Genomic DNA, 16,937 nt, shown 5'->3' on the forward strand with positions numbered 1-16,937 from the left:
TCGTCGAAGTCGCGTGCCAACCTTACGGCTCGGATCGTTGGGGTAAGTAGTGTGGTGTCAGGCCCGCCACCGGGAGTACCGCCATGATCACGTACTACGACGACAGGTCCGTGCAGGTCACCTCGACCGCCGTCCGGGTGGACGGCCGGACCTTCCGGCTGGCCGAGATCAGCATGGTGTGGCATCGGCGTGGCAGCCGGTCCTGGCGGGTGCTCGCCGGACGCGGCGCGATCGGCGCGGCGCTCGCCGGCCCCCTGGTCGCCGCCGCCCTCGGCATCGCCCTCGCGCTCTGGCTGGACCGCTCCCTGACCGTCACCATCGCCGTCGTCGGCGCCTCGGTGCTGGTCGGGCTCGCGGTCGGCCCCGTCGCGGACTTCCTCTTCGAGCACCTCGACCGCTCCTACGCGCGGGGCAGCCGGCAGTTGGAGATCTGGGCCCGCTGGCGCGGCCAGCCGGTGCGGCTGCTGTGCACCCGCGACGCGCTGCGCTTCGGCCAGATCTACCGGGCGGTGCAGCGGGCGGTCGAGGCGGGGCAGCCGGTGTCGCCCCGCCGCCGCTAGAACCCGATCGGCCCGTCCGGCAGCATGCCCAGGCCGCGCAGCAGTCCGAACAGGTCCTGCTCGCCCCAGAACTGCACGATCCGGCCACCGTCCAACCGGTACATCTTGCACGCGCTCTGCACCGCCGTCGCGCCGGTCGCGTCCCGCCGGTAGGTCTGCGCCAGCGACACCACGACGCGGTCGCCGGCGGCGAAGATCTCGACGATCTCCTGGTCGAGCACGGTCAGCCCCGGCGAGGCGACGGCCCCCTCGACGTGGTGCCGTCCCCGGACCCCGGCCCCGGAGCCGTAGATCAGCACGTCCTCGTCGACCACCGCGCGCAACTCCGCCAGGTCCTTGGTGACGAAGGTCCGCAGGTAGCGGCGGACCACCTCGACGTTGCGCACCTGCTCCGTCATGACGGTCACGCTAGCCATCCCGCCCGTCCCGCGCTGCCCCGAACCGCCGGACCCGGCACCGCCCGAACCGTCTCGCCCGGCGCCGCGCCTGTGGGCGCAGTCGCCTCGCTCGCGCTGTCGAGCTGCCCCCATGGACGGGGCAGGGCGGCCGTCCCGGACTCCCGGTGGCGCGGCGGCACCCGGCGGTGACGATCGGTCTCATCGACGGGGCAGCTCGACAGCGCGGACACGGCCACTCCGCGCTCCGGGCCCTGGCCTCACCAGACCTCGCATCCCGGTTCCTCCGGCTGCCGCCCGCCGCTTCCCCGAAGCCGACACCCGCCCCGGCCGGGACCGGCGGCGGTTGCCCGCCAGCGGTTAGGCTTAGTGATGACCATCTATTACCGGGACGACGCGGTGCAGGTGACCTCGGAGTCGATCCGGATGGGCGGCCACGCCGTGGCGATCGCCGACGTGACGTACGTCTGGCACGCGCAGGGGCCGAAGACGCTGGCGGTACGGGGGCGCGTGCTGGGCCGCGGCGTCCTGGTCCTGCTCCTCTCGCTGCCCCCGCTGGTCGCGGTGGTCTGCGTGCTGTCGCTGGCCTGGTCGGCGCAGGACCGGGGCGAGTGGCAGCTGGCGCTGATCATCCTCGCCGCGTGCGCGGTCGGCGCGCTGGCCCTGACCCCCTTCCTGGAGATCCCGCTCGGCTGGCTCGACCGCTCCTACGAGCGGGGCAGCAAGGTGCACGAGCTCTGGGTCCAGCACCACGGGCGGGAGATGCTGCTGCTGCGTACCCCCGACGCGCTGCGGTTCGGGCAGATCTACCGGGCGGTGCAGCGCGCGGTGGAGCAGCACACGGACTCCTGACCTCCCGGCCCGGCGGCCCGTCCGGCGGTCCGGGCGCGGACGACGCACACTTGGTGCCATGGTGATTCCCCTCCCCCGGCCCGGCGCGGTCGTCGGCCTGACCCGCTCCGCCCTCGACCAGGCCCTCGGCTCGGCCGCCTCGTTCGCCGCCGTGCCCGCCCGTGCGTTCGCCGTGCTGGACTCGGTGGAGGCCCTGCTGAAGCGGGTCGACGGCGTGGTGGGCCGGATCGACGGCGTGGTGGACCGGATCGAGCAGACCCTCGACCGCACCGACCGGGTGCTCACCGACGCCGAGGGGGCGGTGCGGGAGGTGGCCGTCGTCAGCGCCGCCGCGACCGCCGCGATCGACACGGCAACCGAGGTGGCCGCCGCCGCGGCCGTCGTGGTCGGCGAGGCGGAGAAGGTGTCCCGCGCGGCCGGCGCGGTGGTCGCCGAGGCCGGCGCCGTGGCCGGCCGGGCCGCCGGCACCGTGGGCACCGCGGCCGAGGCGGCGGCCACCGCCGCCGAGCTGATGACGGCGTACGAGCCGGCGCTGCGCCGGGGCGCCCCGATGGCGAACCACTTCGTCGAGCAGCTCAGCCACGAGGAGGTGACCGCCGCGATCCGGCTCGTCGACGAGTTGCCGAAGCTCAAGCGGCACCTGACGGCGGACGTCCTGCCGATCCTCGCCACCCTGGACCGGGTCGGTCCCGACCTGCACGACCTGCTCGACGTCACCCGCGACCTGAAGCTCGCCGTCGCCGGCATCCCCGGGCTCGGCATGCTCCGCCGCCGGGGCGAGAAGCTCACCGACGACGCCGAGGCCTGACCGAAGGACGTACGGCCCGTGGCCGGGCGGCTCAGGCGGGGACGTACAGCTCGTCGATCTCCGCCCGGCTGGGCAGCGCCACGGAGGCGCCGAGCCGGCGGGCGCAGGCCGCCCCGGCCGCCGCCGCCCAGCGCACCGCGTCGACCACGTCCCGGCCCTCGCCCCAGGCCACCGCGAGCGCGGCGGTGAAGGCGTCCCCGGCGGCCGTGGAGTCCACGGTGTCCACCTTGACCCCCGGCACGTGCACGGCGGTGCCGGCCCGGTCGCCGTACCACGCGCCCTGCGCGCCGAGGGTGAGCACCGCCCGGGGCGCCAGGTCGAGCAGGGCCGACGGCTCGTCCCGGCCGCGCCCGGTGAGCGCCTGCGCCTCGGTCTCGTTGACCACGAGCAGGTCGGTGGCCGCCAGCAGCTCCGGCGGCACCGGCACGGCCGGGGCGGCGTTGAGCACCACCCGGGTGCCGGCCGCCCGGGCGGCAAGGGCCGCCTCGGTCACCGTCGCGACCGGGATCTCCAGCTGCGCGAGCAGCACGTCCGCCCCGCGTACGGCGGTCAACTCGGGCTCGGTCAGGCCGGTCATCGAGGCGTTGGCGCCCGGGCTGACCAGGATCGCGTTCTCGCCCTCGGCGTTGACCATCACCAACGCCACCCCCGACGTGCCGTACGTCGTGCGCAGCTGCCCGGTGTCGACCCCGGCGGCGGTGATCCGCGCCCGCAGGGTGACGCCGAACGAGTCGGAACCGATCGCCCCGAGGAAGGCGCAGGAGGCGCCGGCCTTGGCCGCAGCGACGGCCTGGTTGGCGCCCTTGCCGCCGGGCACCATGACGAAGTCGGTGCCGAGCAGGGTCTCCCCCGGCCGGGGCAGCGCGGGGGCGGTGCCCACCAGGTCCATGTTGGCGCTGCCCACCACGACGACCCGGGTCTGCCGCATCGCCACCTCCCCGTCAGGCCGCGCGGGCGGTGAACCGGTCGCCGGAGCGCTGGACGACCAGCGGCAGCCCGAACGTCTTGGAGAGGTTGTCCCCGGTCAGCGTGTCGTCGAGGAGCCCCTGCGCCACCACGCCGCCCTCGCGCAGCAGCAGCGCGTGGGTGAAGCCGGGCGGGATCTCCTCCACGTGGTGGGTCACCAGCACCAGCGCCGGGGCGTCCGGGTCGTACGCCAGCTCGGCCAGCCGGGCGACCAGGTCCTCCCGCCCGCCCAGGTCGAGCCCGGCGGCGGGCTCGTCGAGCAGCAGCAGCTCCGGGTCCGTCATCAGCGCGCGGGCGATCTGCACCCGCTTGCGCTCGCCCTCGGAGAGGGTGCCGTAGGTGCGCTCGGCGAGGCCGCCGATGCCGAGCTGGCCCAGCAGGGCGCGGGCGCGGGCCTCGTCGCTGCTGTCGTAGCTCTCCCGCCAGCGCCCGAGCACCGACCAGGCGGCTGTGACGACGACGTCGCTGACCCGCTCGTCGGCGGGCACCCGCTCGGCGAGGGCGGCGGTGGAGAGCCCGATGCGGGTCCGCAGCTCGTTGACGTCGGTGCGGCCGATCCGCTCGCCGAGCACGTGGGCGGTGCCGGTGGTGGGGTGCAGCCGCCCGGCGGCGAGGTTGAGCAGGGTCGTCTTCCCGGCGCCGTTCGGCCCGAGCACCACCCAGCGCTCGTCCAGCTCGACCCGCCAGTCGACGTCGTGCAGCAGTGCGGTGCCAGCCCGGCGTACGCCGACGCCGTCGAGGCTGACCACCAGATCCTCGTCCCCAGTCACCCGCCCATCCAACCACGCAACGCCGGGGCTCCCCCCACGGGCGGCGTCCCGGCCATAGGGTGGGGCGCCGTGTCGTTGGTCACCACAACCGGAGGACGGTCCATGCCCGGTCGCAGCGGGGAGCCGCGCCGATGAGCGCGGTCATCGAGATCGAGGGTCTGCGCAAGACCTTCCACAGCGTGCGGCAGGGCCGCCGGGTGGCGGTCGACGGCTTCGACCTGCTGGTGGAGGCCGGCGAGATCCACGGTTTCCTGGGCCCCAACGGGTCGGGCAAGACCACCACGCTGCGCGCCCTGCTCGGGCTGGTGCGCGCCGACGCGGGCCGGATGACGGTGCTGGGCGTCCCCTCGCCGGGCGGGCTGCCCCTGGTGGCCGGGCGGGTCGGGGCCATCGTGGAGAGCCCGCAGTTCTTCGGCAACTTCACCGGCCACCGCACCCTGCGCCTGCTCGCCCGGGCCGGCGGCGTGCCGGTCGCCCGGGTCGACGAGGTGCTGGAGCGGGTGGGTCTGCGGGACCGGGGCGACGAGCGGGTGAAGGGCTACTCGCTGGGCATGAAGCAGCGGTTGGCGGTGGCGTCCGCCCTGCTCAAGGACCCGGAGCTGCTGATCCTCGACGAGCCGGCGAACGGGCTGGACCCGGCCGGCATCCGGGAGATGCGGGACCTGATGCGTTCGCTGGCGGAGGCCGGCGTGACCGTGCTGGTCTCCAGCCACATCCTCGCCGAGATCCAGTTGATCTGCGACCACGTGACGATCATCTCGCGGGGCCGGCGGGTGGCCGCCGGGCGAGTCGACGAGGTGCTGGCCGGCTTCGACCGGCACGAGTTGCTGGTACGGGTGGACGATCCACAGCGGGCCGTGGAGCTGCTGACGGCGGCCGGGCTGGCGGCGACCGGGCACGACGACCACCTGGTGGTGGGCGACGTGGACGACGCCACCGAGGTCAGCCGCACCCTCGGCGAGGCGGGCCTCTGGGTACGCGAGCTGACGCCGCTGCGGCCCGACCTGGAGAGCGCCTTCCTCGAACTGACCGGCACGGCGGCGCACCCGGCGCTGCCCCGGCAGGTGGACGACTCGGTGCTGCCCGAGAGCGGGTCCCGGGAACCGGTGATCGACCTCGACGTACGGGGAGTGGACGCGTGAACCTGGTCCGTGCCGAGCTGGAGCGTCTCGGCGCCCGGCGCTTCGTGCAGCTCATGCTCGTGCTGCTGGTGCTCGCGTTCGGCGTCACGGCGGCGACCACCCTGGCCAACTCCCACCGGCCCAGCGCCGAGGAGATCTTCGAGGCCCAGCGTGGCGCCGCCGCGGCGCGCAGCGAACTGGAGCACGCCTACCAGCGCTGCCTGGAGCAGCGTCGCGGGCTCGCGACCGCGGACGACATGGACGAGCAGGAGGAGCCGGAGTACTTCCCCGCCGACTGCAGCGAGGTCGACCCGGCCCTGATGGAGCGGGCGCCCGTGGCGGCCGACTTCCTCGCCGGGGTGTTCACCTTCGCCGAGCAGGCCGGCCCGCTGCTCTACTTCCTCATCGCCTTCCTCGCGCTCTTCGGGTTCCTGGTCGGCGCCTCCTACATCGGCGCAGACCTGAACTCGGGGGGCGTGGTCAACCTGCTGCTGTGGCGCCCCCGGCGGATGACGGTGCTCGGCGCCAAGCTGGGCACGCTGCTCGGCGGGACGGCGCTGCTGTCGGTGCTGGCCTCGGCGGCGTACCTCGGGACGTTCTGGCTCATCGGTCGGTTCGCCGGGCGGCCAGGGCGGCTCGACGGGGAGTTCTGGGGCTCGCTGGGCGAGACCTGGGGGCGCGGCATGCTGCTGGTGCTGCTGCTCACCGTCGTCGGGTTCGCCGTGGCGACCCTGGGGCGGCACACCTCGGCGGCGCTCGGCGTGGTCGCCGGCTACGTGGTGGTGTGGGAGCTGGGCGCCCGGCTGGTGATGGAGATCCTGGACGTCGTCAAGGTGGACCGGTACATGCTCTCCAGCCACGTGGCCGCCCTGCTCAACGGCCGGATCGAGTTCTGGGACCACCAGGCGTGCGACAACGGGGTCTCCAATTCCTGCACCGGCCTCTACGTGATCACCTGGCAGTCGTCGCTGGTCCTGCTGCTCGGGCTGACCGCTGCCCTGACTGCCACCGCCTTCGTGGCGTTCCGCCGCCGCGACCTGATGTGACGCCCGGCCGCCGGCGACGTCGCGGGCACGGGGCGCGGGGCACGGGGCGGGAGCCGCGCGGACGCGGCAAGACCTTGCAGCATGCCCGCCCGCGATGAAATATTCCTTCACATGTCGCCCGCCCGCCGCCGCACCCGCCGAACCCGGTCGGCGGCCGGCGGCGCGCGGCCCGCGCCGACGGGCGGCCGGTCCCGGTCAGCCGACGGTCGAGCCGAAGACCTCGTCGCGGACGGCGTCCAGGGCGGTACGCAGCGCACCCCGCAGGATCGGCTCCTCGGTCAGCCCGGTGGGCACCACCCGGGGGCGGACCAGCGTGATCGCCGCGACCTCGTGCTGCACCCGCTCGGCCAACGCCGCCCCGCCGGCCTGGCCGACCTCGCCGGCGAGCACCACCAGCGGGGGGTCCAGCACCACGCAGGTGCTCGCCACGCCCAGCGCCAGCCGGCGGGCCACCTCGTCGAGCATCGGACCGCCGGCCGTGCCGTCGGCCACCGCCGCCCGCACCGCGGCGGCGGCGCTGTCGTCCGGGTAGCCGTGGGCGCGGGCCAGCTCGCGGACCGCGTCCCCGCCGATCAGCTGCTGGAACGCCGGCTTCGCCCGGCGGGAGACGTCACGCGGGATGGGCGCGCCGGGCACCGGCAGGTAGCCGATCTCGCCGGCCGCGCCGCTGCTGCCGTGGTGCAGCCGGTTGCCCAACACGATCGCCAGGCCGACACCGGCACCGACCCAGACCAGGACGAAGTCCGTCAGCCCCTGGGCCGCGCCCGACTGCGCCTCGGCGACGGCGGCCAGGTTCACGTCGTTCTCGAAGACCACCGGGGTGTGCAGGTCGTCCCGGAGCGCCGCGAGCAGACCGGTGTGCCAGCGGGGCAGGTTGAAGGCGAACGTGATGTCCCCGGTGCCGGGGTCGACGAGGCCCGGGGTGCCCAGCACGATCCGCCGTACGCTCGACAGCTTCGCCCCGGCGCTGCTCGCGGCCTGGACCACCGCGTTGTGCACGACCCCCACGGGGTCGTCGGTGTCCTGGGTCGACTGCTCGACGCGGCCGATCACGGCCCCGGTGATGTCCGCGCAGGCCGCGACCACCCGGTCGGCGCCCACGTCCACCCCGACCACGTGCGCGCTGCCCGGCCGCACGGCGTAGAGCTGGGCGTTCGGCCCCCGCCCGCCGGCCTGCTCGCCGACGCGGGTGACCAGCCCCCGCTCCTCCAGCCGCTCGACGAGCTGCGAGGCGGTGACCTTGGACAACCCGGTCAGCTCGCCCAGGCGGGCCCGGGTCAGCGGCCCCCGCTCCAGCAGCAGCTCCAACGCCGCGCGGTCGTTGAGCGCCCGCAACAGGCGGGGGGTGCCGGGCAGCCGGGTCGCACTCATGCCACGTCCTCTAGTTTTGATAAACCTTGCTAACTGTAAACCGACCTGCGAGCGGGTAGCCGATAGCGTATCGGCCGCCCGGGAGCGGGGCGCTCGGCCGACCCGGTACGTCACCGACCCCCGCCGGTACGGACCTTCGTACCGCGGGGACGAAAGGGGAAGATCACGTGGGGCTGGATCCAGGACTGCGCCGGCTCGCGCTCGGCACGCTGCTCGCCGCGTACCCGGGGCCGGTTCCCCCGGGCTGGGCGGTCGACCTGGTCGCCGAGGGGCTCGCGGGGCACACCCTGTTCGGCACCAACGTCCACGACCCGGCGCAGGTGGCGGCGAGCACCGCCGCCCTGCGGGCCGGCCGCCCGGACGTGCTGATCGCGATCGACGAGGAGGGCGGTGACGTCACCCGGCTGGCGCACGCCACCGGCAGCCCGTACCCGGGCAACGCGGCGCTCGGCGCGATCGACGAGGTGGCGCTGACCCGACGGGTCTACGAGGCCATCGGCGCGGAGCTGGCCGCCCTGGGCGTCACCGTCAACCTCGCGCCCACCGTGGACGTGAACACCGCCGACGAGAACCCGGTCATCGGCACCCGCTCGTTCGGCGCCGACCCGGCCCGGGTCGCCGCGCACTCCGCCGCCGCCGTGACCGGGCTCCAGGCCGCCGGGGTCGCCGCCTGCGCCAAGCACTTCCCGGGGCACGGCGCGACGGTCGCCGACTCCCACCACGAGCTGCCCACCGTGGACGTGCCGCTCGACGTGCTGCGCTGGCGCGACCTGCCGCCGTTCGCCGCGGTCGTCGAGGCCGGCGCGCGGGCCGTGATGACCGCGCACATCCGGGTGCCGGCGCTGACCGGCGACGGCCCCGCCACGTTCAGCCGGGCGGTCCTGGTGGACCTGCTGCGCGGCGAGTACGGCTTCACCGGCACGGTCATCACCGACGCGCTGGAGATGAAGGGCGCCGCGGTGGCGGCCGGCGGGGTCGGCCCGGCCGCCGTCCGGGCCCTCGCCGCCGGCGCCGACCTGCTGTGCATCGGCGCCCAGGTCGACGCCGAGCTGGTCGAACGGGTGGTCGCGGAGATCGTCGGCGCGCTCGGCGACGGCCGCCTGGACCGGGCGCGGGTGGAGGAGGCGGCCGGCCGCGCCGCCGCGCTCGCCGCCTGGACCCGGGCCGCCGGCGCGACGTCGACCGCCCCCGACGGACTCGGGTACGCGGCGGCGCGCCGCGCCGTCCGCGTGGAGGGCGAGCTGACCGGCCTGGACCGCCCGCTGGTCGTCCAGCTGCACGCCACGTCGACCATCGCCGAGGGACGGGTGCCGTGGGGCCTCGGGCCGCACCTGGACGGCGCGGAGGAGCTGCGGGTGGTCGCCACCGAGACCGGGCCGGCCGCCCTGCGCCAGCTCGCCGGGGACCGGCCGATCGTGCTGGTCGGCCGCCACCTCCACCGGTTGCCGGGCGGCGCGGACCTGGTGACCGCGCTGGCCGCCGAGCACCCGGTGACCGTGGTCGAGATGGGCTGGCCCTCCCGGTGGCGCCCGGCCGGCGTGCGGGCGTTCGTCACCACGTACGGCGCGAGCCACGCCTGCGGCCGCGCGGCCGCCGAGGTGCTCGGCCTGGCCGGCTGACGCCGGCGCCCGCCGTCGCATACCCCGAGCTGGCCCGATCGGCTTCGACCGGGCCCGGTCGGGGTATGCGACGGCATGACCGCCACCGATCCCTGGCACCGGGCCCTGGCCGACCTCGTGTCCCGGTCCCACCGGTTGCCGCCGGACGAACTCGCGGCCACGGTCGACGCCGCGCTCCGGCCGCTGGGCGCGGCGGCGACCGTCTACCTGGTCGACGCCGAGCAGCGCGACCTGCGCCCACTGCCCGATTCGCAGCGGCCGGCGCCGGCGGTGCTGCCGATCGACACGAGCCTCGCCGGCCGCGCCTTCACGCAGGTCGAGGTGCACGCGAGCCCCGGGCCGCCGCCCCGGCTGTGGGTGCCGATCGTCAACGGCACCGACCGGCTGGGGCTGATGGAGGTGTTCCCGCCGCCCGACGCCGACCTCGCCGACGAGGCGCTGCGCGACGGCTGCCGGCTCGTCTCCGGACTGGTCGGTCACCTGGTCACCAGCAAGCGGGACTACGGCGACGTCCTGCACCGGGCGCGGCGCAGCCGGCCGATGGCGGTCTCCGCCGAGCTGCTGTGGCACCTGCTCCCGCCGCTGACCTTCGCCACCGGGGAGGCGGTCGTCAGCGCCCTGCTGGAACCCTGCTACGAGGTCGGCGGGGACGCCTTCGACTACGCGGTGCACGGCGGGGTCCTGACCCTGGCGATCCTCGACGGCGTCGGGCACGGCCTGCCGGCGGTGCTGACCACCTCGGTGGCGCTGGCGGCGCTGCGAGCCGCCCGGCGTGCCGGCGCGGGCCTGCCGGCTCTGGCGCGTGCGGTGGACGCCGCGATCCTCGCCGAGTGGCAGGACGCGCGGTTCGTCACCGCGGTGCTCGCCGAGTTCGACACCGGCAGCGGGCTGCTGCGCTACGTCAACGCGGGGCACCCGCCGCCGGTCCTGCTGCGCCGGGGCCGGGCCGTGCGGGAACTGGCCGGGGGCCGTCGGCTGCCGCTGGGCCTGCCGGGCGGCGACGTCGAGGTGGCCCGTGCCCGGTTGGAGCCCGGTGACCGGCTGCTGCTGCACACCGACGGGGTGACCGAGGCGCGCGACCCGGCGGGCGAGATGTTCGGGCTGCCCCGCCTGGCCGACCTCGCCGAACGGCACATCGGCTCCGGGCTGCCGGCTGCGGAGACGCTGCGCCGGCTCAGCCACGCGGTGACGGAGCACCAGGGCGGTACGCACCAGGACGACGCGACGCTGATGCTCGTCGAGTGGTCCGCAGCGGCGTCGGCGAACGCGGAGCCCTGAGCCCGGTCAGTCCAGCCCGCGCCACCCGCGCGCGACGGGCCGGCCCGTCTCCGCGTCGGCGAACCCGAGCAGGGCGCCGACCCCGGTGATCCGCAGGACCCGCGCCACCCCCGGCTGCGGGGCGGTCACCCGCAGCGGCACGTCGCGCTCGCGGCCCACGGCGGCGCCGTGCACCAGGACGCGTACGCCGCTGGAGTCCATGAAACGCACGTCGGCGAGGTCGACGACGACCTCCCGGACGCTGGGCCGGCGCAGCGCCTCGGTGAGCGTCGCCTCCAACTCGGGGGCGTTGGCCATGTCGATCTCACCGGCCGGGCGCAGGACGACCCGCCCCGGCTCGGTGTCCCGCGTATCCGGGTCCATGGCCCGCCTCACCGTCGAAGGGACGCGCCGGCACCGGCGCGCCTCGACGATACCGGCCCCCGCCCGGCCGGGGCGCTTCGAGGGCCCGGGGAGCTACTTGAACACGTTCAAGAAGTCGCCTACGCTCAGGCGGCAAGAGTTGAACACGTTCAAGAAGGGCGTCCGCGATGGACACGAAGGTCTGGATGTACCTGGTCTACCTGGCGATCAGCATCGGGTTGATCGTGTGGGTGGCCCGGGCGCTGTCGCGCAACGGGTTGGTCTTCCTCGAGGAGGTGTTCGCCGACGAGCGGCTGGCCAAGGCCGTGAACAGCCTGCTCGTCGTCGGCTTCTACCTGCTCAATCTCGGCTACGTCACGGTGGCCATGAAGCACCCCGACCCGGTCGGCTCGACCGCCCAGGCGATGGAGGAGCTCTCCCTCAAGATCGGTCTCGTGCTGCTGGTGCTCGGGGCGCTGCACTTCTTCAACGTCTTCGCGCTCGGCCGGTACCGCCGCGGTCGGCTCCGCCAGTACGCCACCCACCCGCCCGTCGCCCCGGTCGGCCGGCTGCCGATGCCACCCGCGCCGCGCGACGCCCAGCCCGCCGGGGCCCGGCCCGTGGGGCCGTACCCCACGGGGGCGCAGCCCACCGCCGGGCCGCACCCCGCCGGGCCGGGGGCGGGGACCGGGCCGGCCGGCGGACCGCCGGCCCGATGAGCGCCCGCCCCACGGGCGGGTCGGGCGGAGTCCCGGACGCCACCGCGCACGGGGGCGGTGGCGTCCGGGGGTTCACCGTCCTCTACGACGCGCACTGCCCGCTCTGCCGCTCCGCGCGGCGCTGGCTGGCGTCCCGCGCCCAGCTCGTACCCCTGGAGTTCGTGCCGGCCGGCTCGGCCGAGGCCCGGCGGCGCTTCCCCGGCCTGGACCACGACGCCACGCTGCGGGATCTCACCGTGGTCGCGGACACCGGCGAGGTGTACGCGGGCGACGGCGCCTGGTTCGCCTGCCTCTGGTCGCTCGCCGACCACCGGGCGACGGCGGAGCGGCTGGCCCGCCCGCACCTGCTCCCGCTGGCCCGGCGGGTGGTCGCCGCCGCCTCCTCGGTCCGCCAACGGGTGCGCGAGCCGTGGGCGGAGCCGGCCGACGACCCGGCGGGATACGGTGGCCCCGATGACCGAGCAGACTGCGCCGACGACCGCTGCGGGTGAGCCGGCGACCGCGCGCGGCGAGCAGACCCGGCAACTCATCCTGGACACCGCCATGCGGCTGTTCCGCGAACGCGGTTACGCCCGGACCACCATGCGCGCCATCGCCCAGGAGGCCGGGGTGGCGGTGGGCAACGCCTACTACTACTTCGGCTCCAAGGAACACCTGATCCAGGAGTTCTACGCCCGCGCGCAGACGGAGCACCGGGCGGCGGCCGGGCCGGTGCTCGCCCGCGAGAGCGACCTCGCCGCCCGGCTGGCCGGGGTGATGCACGCCGGGATCGACGTGCTCACCCCGTCGCACTCCTTCGCCGCCAGCTTCTTCAAGACGGCGGCGGAGCCGACCTCACCGCTGAGCCCCTTCTCGGCCGAGTCCTCCGGGCCGCGCGAGGCGGCGATCGGGCTCTTCGCCGAGGCGCTGGACGGCTCCACCGCCCGGGTCGACCCGGAGTTGCGCCCGCACCTGCCGGAGCTGCTCTGGCTGGCGTACATGGGGGTGGTGCTCTACTGGGTCTACGACCACTCGCCCGGCCAGGCCCGCACCCGGCAGCTCATCGACGGCGCGGTGCCGCTGGTCGACCGACTGGTGGGGCTGTCGCGGTTGCGCGTACTGCGCCCGGTGACCCGGCAGGTGCTCGACCTCATTCGTACGCTGCGTCACTGACCGCCGGACGCGGCCATCCCCCGAGTAGTCGCAGGTCAGAGTCCGTTAGTCGACACCCGGATCGCAACAGTGGCACCTTGCCGACGCCCCCACCGATACGTAGCGTGATGGGTGCGCACACCACCTGCGGGCCCTGGGGGAGACTGCGGACCGTGGATCCGGCCCGGGAACCACGGTCCGCGCCCCGCCCTCGGGCACGCTCAGGGCGGATAGACGCCGAACGACCGCCAGCCCCGGTCGGCGAAGCCGGCAGCGGTCGCCACCCGGGCGGAGGCGGTGTTGGCGGGGTCGTGCAGGTACGTCGGGACGGCTCCCTCGTCGAGCACCCGGCGCGCCGCCTGGGCGACCAGCCGCCGGGCCAGTCCCCGCCCCCGGGCCGCCGGCACGGTGCCGACCGCCAGCTCGTGGCCGTACGCGTCGTGCCGCTTGATCCCGACCCCGGACAGGTAGCGGCCCTGGGCGTCGCGTGCCACCAGGACCGGACGGTCGAACAGGCGCAGCCAGGACGGCAGCCCGGCGGCGGTCGGGGCCGTCCACTCCCCCGCGTCCGGCAGCGGGGTCGGCGCCACGCTCCACCGGAACACGTCGTCGTGCACCGCCCAGCCGGGTCGGCCGACCGCGGCGGGCAACGCCGCGAGCGGCGGGCCGCCCGGCCGCCGGGCCAGCTCGCGGACCGCCGCGACCCGGTCGGGGGCGACGGAGAGCACGGTGCTGGCGCCGGCGGCCACCGCGACGGCCGGCCGGAGCCGGCCGTCCCAGGCCGGTCGGGCCCGCCGGTGCGAGCCGACCACGTGCAGCCCGGGCCCGGCCGGCCACTGGCCGAGCCAGCTCGCCAGGTGCAGGTGCAGCCGCCGGTCGAGCATCGCCGGTCACCTCCCACGGCCGTCGGTCGTCACCCGGAGGTCGGGCCGCCGACGCCGCCCGCCTCGCCGACGATCACCGTACGCGGGCGCGGGGCGGCGCGCGCGCGAACCCGTCGGGGGTGGACCGGCGCGGAGCCCCGTGAACCGACGGAACCCGCCCCGCGCAGCGGGGACGCGCGCGATGATTGGACGGCGTGCCGGGCGGGTAGACGTATCGACACACCGATGACCGCCGATTCATGGGACGAGGGTCGATCACGGGAACCAGACGCATCGATCGGCCGTCATATTCATTTTCATACATGGACAACTTTGTTTGGGACGGTATGGTCATGCCGAATCAGCCGAACGACCGGTACCACCAGGACCCGGAGCGACTCTGGCGATGCACCGAGGCCACCGGATGGTTCCCGGCCCAGTCGGCGTACCGGGGCCACCGCGCCGGGCCCGAGGCGCTCCCGTGGAGCGAGGTCGACAAGCAGCCCGCCGGCGCCGCGTCGCGCGGCGGCCGGAACTTCCGCTGACCACCCCGCGCGCGGCCCGGTCGTCCCGCGACACACCCGGACGGTCCACCGGCGGCTTTCGCACACCTGTCGGGTAATTTCTTCTGGTCCGGCATCCCGGCCTACGACAGGAGAAGCTCCGCGCATGGGCAAGAAGACGATCCACGTCTCCGACTTCAGCGGCACGGTCATCCAGCCCGACGACGAGGTGGTCCGCGTCGTCGTCCTGGAGCACCCGGACCTGGTCGCGGGGCCCGTGCGGCTGGACGCCACCCCGGTCGAGGTGGAGAGCATCGACGACGCCGCGCTGGACGTCGCGGTGGTCGAGATCCACGACCGGCACGGCGACGGCGAGCCGCGCCGGGTGGTGCTCACCGCGAGCGAGTTCGACGCGATGGCGACCGACGTGCCGATGGCGCAGCTGCTGAAGACCGCCGAGCGGGTCCGCCCGCCGAAGGCCCGCAAGGGCGCGGAGCGGGTCGACTACGGCACGATCGAGCACGCCGGCCGGCCGCACCGGGGCCGGGTCACCGAGGAGGAGGCCCGGCTGGTGCGCGAGCGGCTCGACGAGGTCAACAAGCGGCTCGCCGACGCCGGGATCCGCCAGGTGGACCCGACGGACCCCGAACACGCCGCCCGCTACGGCTTCCCCGCCGCGCCCTGAGGCGGGTCATTCCCGCATCTGGACGGCCCGCAGGGCCGCCGCCACCCACTCCTCGGTCGCGGCCTTGCTGACGCCGAGCCCGCTGAGGACCCCGGCGCCGTTCTCGTGCTCCAGCAGCGCGAGCAGGATGTGCTCGGTGCCGATGTAGTTGTGCCCGAGGCGCAGGGCCTCCCGGAAGGTCAGCTCCAGCGCCTTCTTGCCCTGGGCGTCGTACGGGATCAGGTCGGGCACCTCGGCGGACGAGGGCGGCAGCGCCGCCGTCGCGGCCTCGCGTACGCGCTCCAGCGGCATCCCCTGGGCGACGATCGCCTTCGCGGCCAGGGCCTCCGGCTCGCTGAGCAGCCCCAGCACCAGGTGTTCGGGGCGGATCTCGGCGTGCCCGGTGGCCCTGGCCTCGTTCTGCGAGGCCATCACCACGTTGCGCGCGCGGGGGGTGAACCGGGAGAAGCCCTGCTGCGGGTCGAGCGGCGTCTCGTCGGCCTTCGGGACGAAGCGCTTCTGCGCCGCCTGCTTGCTGACGCCCATGCTGCGGCCGATCTCGGTCCAGGACGCGCCGGAGCGGCGTGCCTGGTCGACGAAGTGGCCGATCAGGTGGTCGGCGATCTCCCCGAGGTGGTCGGCCGCGATGACTGCGTCGGTGAGCTGGTCGAGCGCGTCGGTGTGCGCCTTCTTGATCGCCCGGATCAGGTCGTCCAGGCGTACGGGGTTGGTCATCTGCACTGGATCCGTCATGCGTCAACCATAGGTTGACGGGTGAGCATCGTCAACCAAAAGTTGACGGTCAGGGTCGGCGAGCCTCGTCCACCTCGACGGATGACGGCCGGTGACCACGCGTAGGAAAGTTTCACCATTGCCTCGCTCGATATAGAAGTTTTACGATTCGGCCCTCATCGTCCGCCCTCCCGCACGGTACGAACATCGGAGGCAACAATGTGTGACACACCGGAGCCAGGCAAGCTGCTCCACGTACCGGCCCGGCGCCGCGCCCTGTTCACGGCGCTGGGCGTCGGCGCCGGCATCGGGGTGCTCGGTCTGCCCAGCCCCGCGCTGGCCGCCGTCGCCGGCTGGAGCAACCCGACCCGCGGCACACTCACCTCCGGCTACAAGAGCCCCAGCCGGCCCGGTCACCTGGGCTGGGACGTGGCCAACAGCCAGGGCACCCCGATCTACGCCACCGCCGACGGAACCGTCCGGGACGTCAAGACCAACTCGTACCCGGGCGACACGACGAGCGGCCCGCTGGCCGGCCGCACCGGCAACAGCGTCCACATCAACCACGCCGACAGCTACTTCTCCTACTACGGCCACCTGCACCGGGTGCTGGTCAGCGCCGGCCAGCGGATCAGCTGCGGGCAGCTGATCGGCCTCATGGGCAACACCGGCAACTCGACCGGCCCGCACCTGCACTTCGAGATCCACCGGCCCCGGCTGACCTCGCTGGACCCCCGGGTCTTCCTGGCCAACCGGGGCATCACCCTCGGCTCGACGGCCCCGGTGGGCAGCACCGGCTACCCGAGCGTCAGCCAGGGCGCCTCGGGCTGGGTGCCCCGGGTGATCCAGTACCTGGTGCGGGCCCGCGGCATCTCCGTCGTCGTGGACGGCATCTACGGACCAGGCTGCACCGCCTCGGTCAGGTCGTTCCAGAGCAGCCGGGGCCTCTACGCCGACGGCATGGTCGGCCCGATCACCTGGACCGCGCTCGTCCTGCCCCTGCGCGAGGGCAACTCCGGCGACCTGGTGCGCGGCCTACAGACCGCCCTCAACGCCCGGGGTGCCAGCCTCCTCGTCGACGGCGGCTTCGGCTCGGTCACCGCCAGCGCGGTGCGCGCCTTCCAGAGCCGCAACGGCCTCGTCGCCGACGGCCTCGTCGGGCCGGTGACGTGGAGCGTGCTCATCTGAGCGGCACCG

20 protein-coding genes are annotated in these 16,937 nt (G+C 74.9%); 13 read left to right on the top strand and 7 right to left on the bottom strand.

Going from position 1 to position 16,937, the window contains the following annotated elements:
• Positions 1–83: 83 nt before the first annotated feature.
• Positions 84–560 (top strand): DUF6232 family protein, encoded by a 477-nt coding sequence (locus GA0070610_RS21205; protein ID WP_089001665.1) that lies wholly within the window; start codon positions 84–86, stop codon positions 558–560.
• Here GA0070610_RS21205 and GA0070610_RS21210 read toward each other — a convergent pair.
• Positions 557–958 carry a nuclear transport factor 2 family protein gene (locus tag GA0070610_RS21210; RefSeq protein WP_231925753.1) on the bottom strand — a complete coding sequence of 134 codons (402 nt, stop codon included), beginning with the start codon at positions 956–958 and terminating at the stop codon, positions 557–559. The genes GA0070610_RS21205 and GA0070610_RS21210 overlap by 4 nt on opposite strands.
• A 369-nt stretch (positions 959–1,327) precedes the next feature.
• Here GA0070610_RS21210 and GA0070610_RS21215 point away from each other — a divergent pair, with 369 nt between their 5' ends.
• The gene (locus GA0070610_RS21215; RefSeq protein ID WP_089001667.1) at positions 1,328–1,807 is read left to right on the top strand and encodes a DUF6232 family protein; all 480 of its coding nucleotides are present in this window, start codon (positions 1,328–1,330) and stop codon (positions 1,805–1,807) included.
• Positions 1,808–1,865: 58 nt separating this feature from the next.
• The gene (locus tag GA0070610_RS21220; protein WP_089001668.1) at positions 1,866–2,615 is read left to right on the top strand and encodes a hypothetical protein; all 750 of its coding nucleotides are present in this window, start codon (positions 1,866–1,868) and stop codon (positions 2,613–2,615) included.
• Between the two features lie 31 nt (positions 2,616–2,646).
• On the opposite strand, the gene GA0070610_RS21225 is transcribed toward GA0070610_RS21220, so the two are convergent.
• The gene (locus tag GA0070610_RS21225) at positions 2,647–3,543 is read right to left on the bottom strand and encodes a ribokinase (RefSeq protein ID WP_089001669.1); all 897 of its coding nucleotides are present in this window, start codon (positions 3,541–3,543) and stop codon (positions 2,647–2,649) included.
• Between the two features lie 13 nt (positions 3,544–3,556).
• The gene (locus GA0070610_RS21230) at positions 3,557–4,363 is read right to left on the bottom strand and encodes an ABC transporter ATP-binding protein (protein WP_089001670.1); all 807 of its coding nucleotides are present in this window, start codon (positions 4,361–4,363) and stop codon (positions 3,557–3,559) included.
• 119 nt (positions 4,364–4,482) lie between these two features.
• Here GA0070610_RS21230 and GA0070610_RS21235 point away from each other — a divergent pair, with 119 nt between their 5' ends.
• Together GA0070610_RS21235 and GA0070610_RS21240 are read left to right on the top strand one after the other, a co-directional pair.
• Positions 4,483–5,493, top strand: coding sequence for an ABC transporter ATP-binding protein (locus GA0070610_RS21235; protein ID WP_089001671.1), 1,011 nt, complete (start codon positions 4,483–4,485; stop codon positions 5,491–5,493).
• Complete coding sequence (locus GA0070610_RS21240; RefSeq protein WP_089001672.1) at positions 5,490–6,518, top strand: ABC transporter permease subunit; 1,029 nt, start codon at positions 5,490–5,492, stop codon at positions 6,516–6,518. Before GA0070610_RS21235 ends, GA0070610_RS21240 begins: the two co-directional genes overlap by 4 nt.
• Positions 6,519–6,713: 195 nt before the next feature.
• Here GA0070610_RS21240 and GA0070610_RS21245 read toward each other — a convergent pair whose 3' ends face one another.
• Positions 6,714–7,889 carry an ROK family transcriptional regulator gene (locus GA0070610_RS21245; RefSeq protein WP_089001673.1) on the bottom strand — a complete coding sequence of 392 codons (1,176 nt, stop codon included), beginning with the start codon at positions 7,887–7,889 and terminating at the stop codon, positions 6,714–6,716.
• 167 nt (positions 7,890–8,056) lie between these two features.
• On the opposite strand from GA0070610_RS21245, the gene GA0070610_RS21250 reads away from it, so the two are divergent.
• Entirely contained in the window at positions 8,057–9,508 is a 1,452-nt protein-coding gene (locus tag GA0070610_RS21250; protein WP_089001674.1) for a glycoside hydrolase family 3 N-terminal domain-containing protein, read from the top strand.
• A gap of 75 nt (positions 9,509–9,583) precedes the next feature.
• On the top strand, positions 9,584–10,786 hold the full coding sequence (locus tag GA0070610_RS21255; protein WP_089001675.1) for a PP2C family protein-serine/threonine phosphatase: 1,203 nt from the start codon (positions 9,584–9,586) through the stop codon (positions 10,784–10,786).
• Positions 10,787–10,792: 6 nt separating this feature from the next.
• Here the strand turns inward: GA0070610_RS21255 and GA0070610_RS21260 are convergent, their stop codons facing one another.
• On the bottom strand, positions 10,793–11,149 hold the full coding sequence (locus GA0070610_RS21260; protein ID WP_089001676.1) for an STAS domain-containing protein: 357 nt from the start codon (positions 11,147–11,149) through the stop codon (positions 10,793–10,795).
• Between the two features lie 167 nt (positions 11,150–11,316).
• Here GA0070610_RS21260 and GA0070610_RS21265 point away from each other — a divergent pair, with 167 nt between their 5' ends.
• From GA0070610_RS21265 to GA0070610_RS21275, 3 genes are read left to right on the top strand one after another with little or no spacing between them, the layout of a single operon-like run.
• The gene (locus GA0070610_RS21265; RefSeq protein WP_089001677.1) at positions 11,317–11,847 is read left to right on the top strand and encodes a hypothetical protein; all 531 of its coding nucleotides are present in this window, start codon (positions 11,317–11,319) and stop codon (positions 11,845–11,847) included.
• On the top strand, positions 11,844–12,338 hold the full coding sequence (locus tag GA0070610_RS21270; protein WP_089001678.1) for a thiol-disulfide oxidoreductase DCC family protein: 495 nt from the start codon (positions 11,844–11,846) through the stop codon (positions 12,336–12,338). Before GA0070610_RS21265 ends, GA0070610_RS21270 begins: the two co-directional genes overlap by 4 nt.
• Positions 12,301–12,999, top strand: coding sequence for a TetR family transcriptional regulator (locus GA0070610_RS21275; RefSeq protein ID WP_089003640.1), 699 nt, complete (start codon positions 12,301–12,303; stop codon positions 12,997–12,999). Before GA0070610_RS21270 ends, GA0070610_RS21275 begins: the two co-directional genes overlap by 38 nt.
• Before the next feature lie 200 nt (positions 13,000–13,199).
• On the opposite strand, the gene GA0070610_RS21280 is transcribed toward GA0070610_RS21275, so the two are convergent.
• Entirely contained in the window at positions 13,200–13,862 is a 663-nt protein-coding gene (locus GA0070610_RS21280) for a GNAT family N-acetyltransferase (RefSeq protein WP_089001679.1), read from the bottom strand.
• Between the two features lie 332 nt (positions 13,863–14,194).
• Between GA0070610_RS21280 and GA0070610_RS21285 the strand changes: the two genes are divergently transcribed.
• Both GA0070610_RS21285 and GA0070610_RS21290 read left to right on the top strand, forming a co-directional pair.
• Positions 14,195–14,386 (top strand): DNA repair protein, encoded by a 192-nt coding sequence (locus GA0070610_RS21285; protein ID WP_089003641.1) that lies wholly within the window; start codon positions 14,195–14,197, stop codon positions 14,384–14,386.
• A 124-nt stretch (positions 14,387–14,510) separates the two neighbouring features.
• Positions 14,511–15,029, top strand: coding sequence for a hypothetical protein (locus GA0070610_RS21290; RefSeq protein ID WP_089001680.1), 519 nt, complete (start codon positions 14,511–14,513; stop codon positions 15,027–15,029).
• 6 nt (positions 15,030–15,035) lie between these two features.
• Here the strand turns inward: GA0070610_RS21290 and GA0070610_RS21295 are convergent, their stop codons facing one another.
• Entirely contained in the window at positions 15,036–15,761 is a 726-nt protein-coding gene (locus GA0070610_RS21295; RefSeq protein ID WP_089001681.1) for a Clp protease N-terminal domain-containing protein, read from the bottom strand.
• A gap of 198 nt (positions 15,762–15,959) precedes the next feature.
• Between GA0070610_RS21295 and GA0070610_RS21300 the strand changes: the two genes are divergently transcribed.
• Positions 15,960–16,928: a peptidoglycan DD-metalloendopeptidase family protein gene (locus GA0070610_RS21300; protein WP_089001682.1), complete on the top strand. Its 969-nt coding sequence runs from the start codon at positions 15,960–15,962 to the stop codon at positions 16,926–16,928.
• Positions 16,929–16,937 lie beyond the last annotated feature (9 nt).

It is taken from the genome of Micromonospora echinofusca (assembly GCF_900091445.1).
GTDB classification, from domain to species: Bacteria; Actinomycetota; Actinomycetes; order Mycobacteriales; family Micromonosporaceae; genus Micromonospora; species Micromonospora echinofusca.

What these genes read in the sequence shown, in the direction of transcription:
- GA0070610_RS21205 (WP_089001665.1), top strand. Translation starts at nt 84, where the DNA reads ATGATCACGTACTACGACGACAGGTCCGTGCAGGTCACCTCGACCGCC.
- GA0070610_RS21210 (WP_231925753.1), bottom strand. Translation starts at nt 958, where the DNA reads ATGACGGAGCAGGTGCGCAACGTCGAGGTGGTCCGCCGCTACCTGCGG.
- GA0070610_RS21215 (WP_089001667.1), top strand. Translation starts at nt 1,328, where the DNA reads ATGACCATCTATTACCGGGACGACGCGGTGCAGGTGACCTCGGAGTCG.
- GA0070610_RS21220 (WP_089001668.1), top strand. Translation starts at nt 1,866, where the DNA reads ATGGTGATTCCCCTCCCCCGGCCCGGCGCGGTCGTCGGCCTGACCCGC.
- GA0070610_RS21225 (WP_089001669.1), bottom strand. Translation starts at nt 3,543, where the DNA reads ATGCGGCAGACCCGGGTCGTCGTGGTGGGCAGCGCCAACATGGACCTG.
- GA0070610_RS21235 (WP_089001671.1), top strand. Translation starts at nt 4,483, where the DNA reads ATGAGCGCGGTCATCGAGATCGAGGGTCTGCGCAAGACCTTCCACAGC.
- GA0070610_RS21245 (WP_089001673.1), bottom strand. Translation starts at nt 7,889, where the DNA reads ATGAGTGCGACCCGGCTGCCCGGCACCCCCCGCCTGTTGCGGGCGCTC.
- GA0070610_RS21255 (WP_089001675.1), top strand. Translation starts at nt 9,584, where the DNA reads ATGACCGCCACCGATCCCTGGCACCGGGCCCTGGCCGACCTCGTGTCC.
- GA0070610_RS21260 (WP_089001676.1), bottom strand. Translation starts at nt 11,149, where the DNA reads ATGGACCCGGATACGCGGGACACCGAGCCGGGGCGGGTCGTCCTGCGC.
- GA0070610_RS21265 (WP_089001677.1), top strand. Translation starts at nt 11,317, where the DNA reads ATGGACACGAAGGTCTGGATGTACCTGGTCTACCTGGCGATCAGCATC.
- GA0070610_RS21270 (WP_089001678.1), top strand. Translation starts at nt 11,844, where the DNA reads ATGAGCGCCCGCCCCACGGGCGGGTCGGGCGGAGTCCCGGACGCCACC.
- GA0070610_RS21275 (WP_089003640.1), top strand. Translation starts at nt 12,301, where the DNA reads ATGACCGAGCAGACTGCGCCGACGACCGCTGCGGGTGAGCCGGCGACC.
- GA0070610_RS21280 (WP_089001679.1), bottom strand. Translation starts at nt 13,862, where the DNA reads ATGCTCGACCGGCGGCTGCACCTGCACCTGGCGAGCTGGCTCGGCCAG.
- GA0070610_RS21285 (WP_089003641.1), top strand. Translation starts at nt 14,195, where the DNA reads ATGCCGAATCAGCCGAACGACCGGTACCACCAGGACCCGGAGCGACTC.
- GA0070610_RS21290 (WP_089001680.1), top strand. Translation starts at nt 14,511, where the DNA reads ATGGGCAAGAAGACGATCCACGTCTCCGACTTCAGCGGCACGGTCATC.
- GA0070610_RS21295 (WP_089001681.1), bottom strand. Translation starts at nt 15,761, where the DNA reads ATGACGGATCCAGTGCAGATGACCAACCCCGTACGCCTGGACGACCTG.
- GA0070610_RS21300 (WP_089001682.1), top strand. Translation starts at nt 15,960, where the DNA reads ATGTGTGACACACCGGAGCCAGGCAAGCTGCTCCACGTACCGGCCCGG.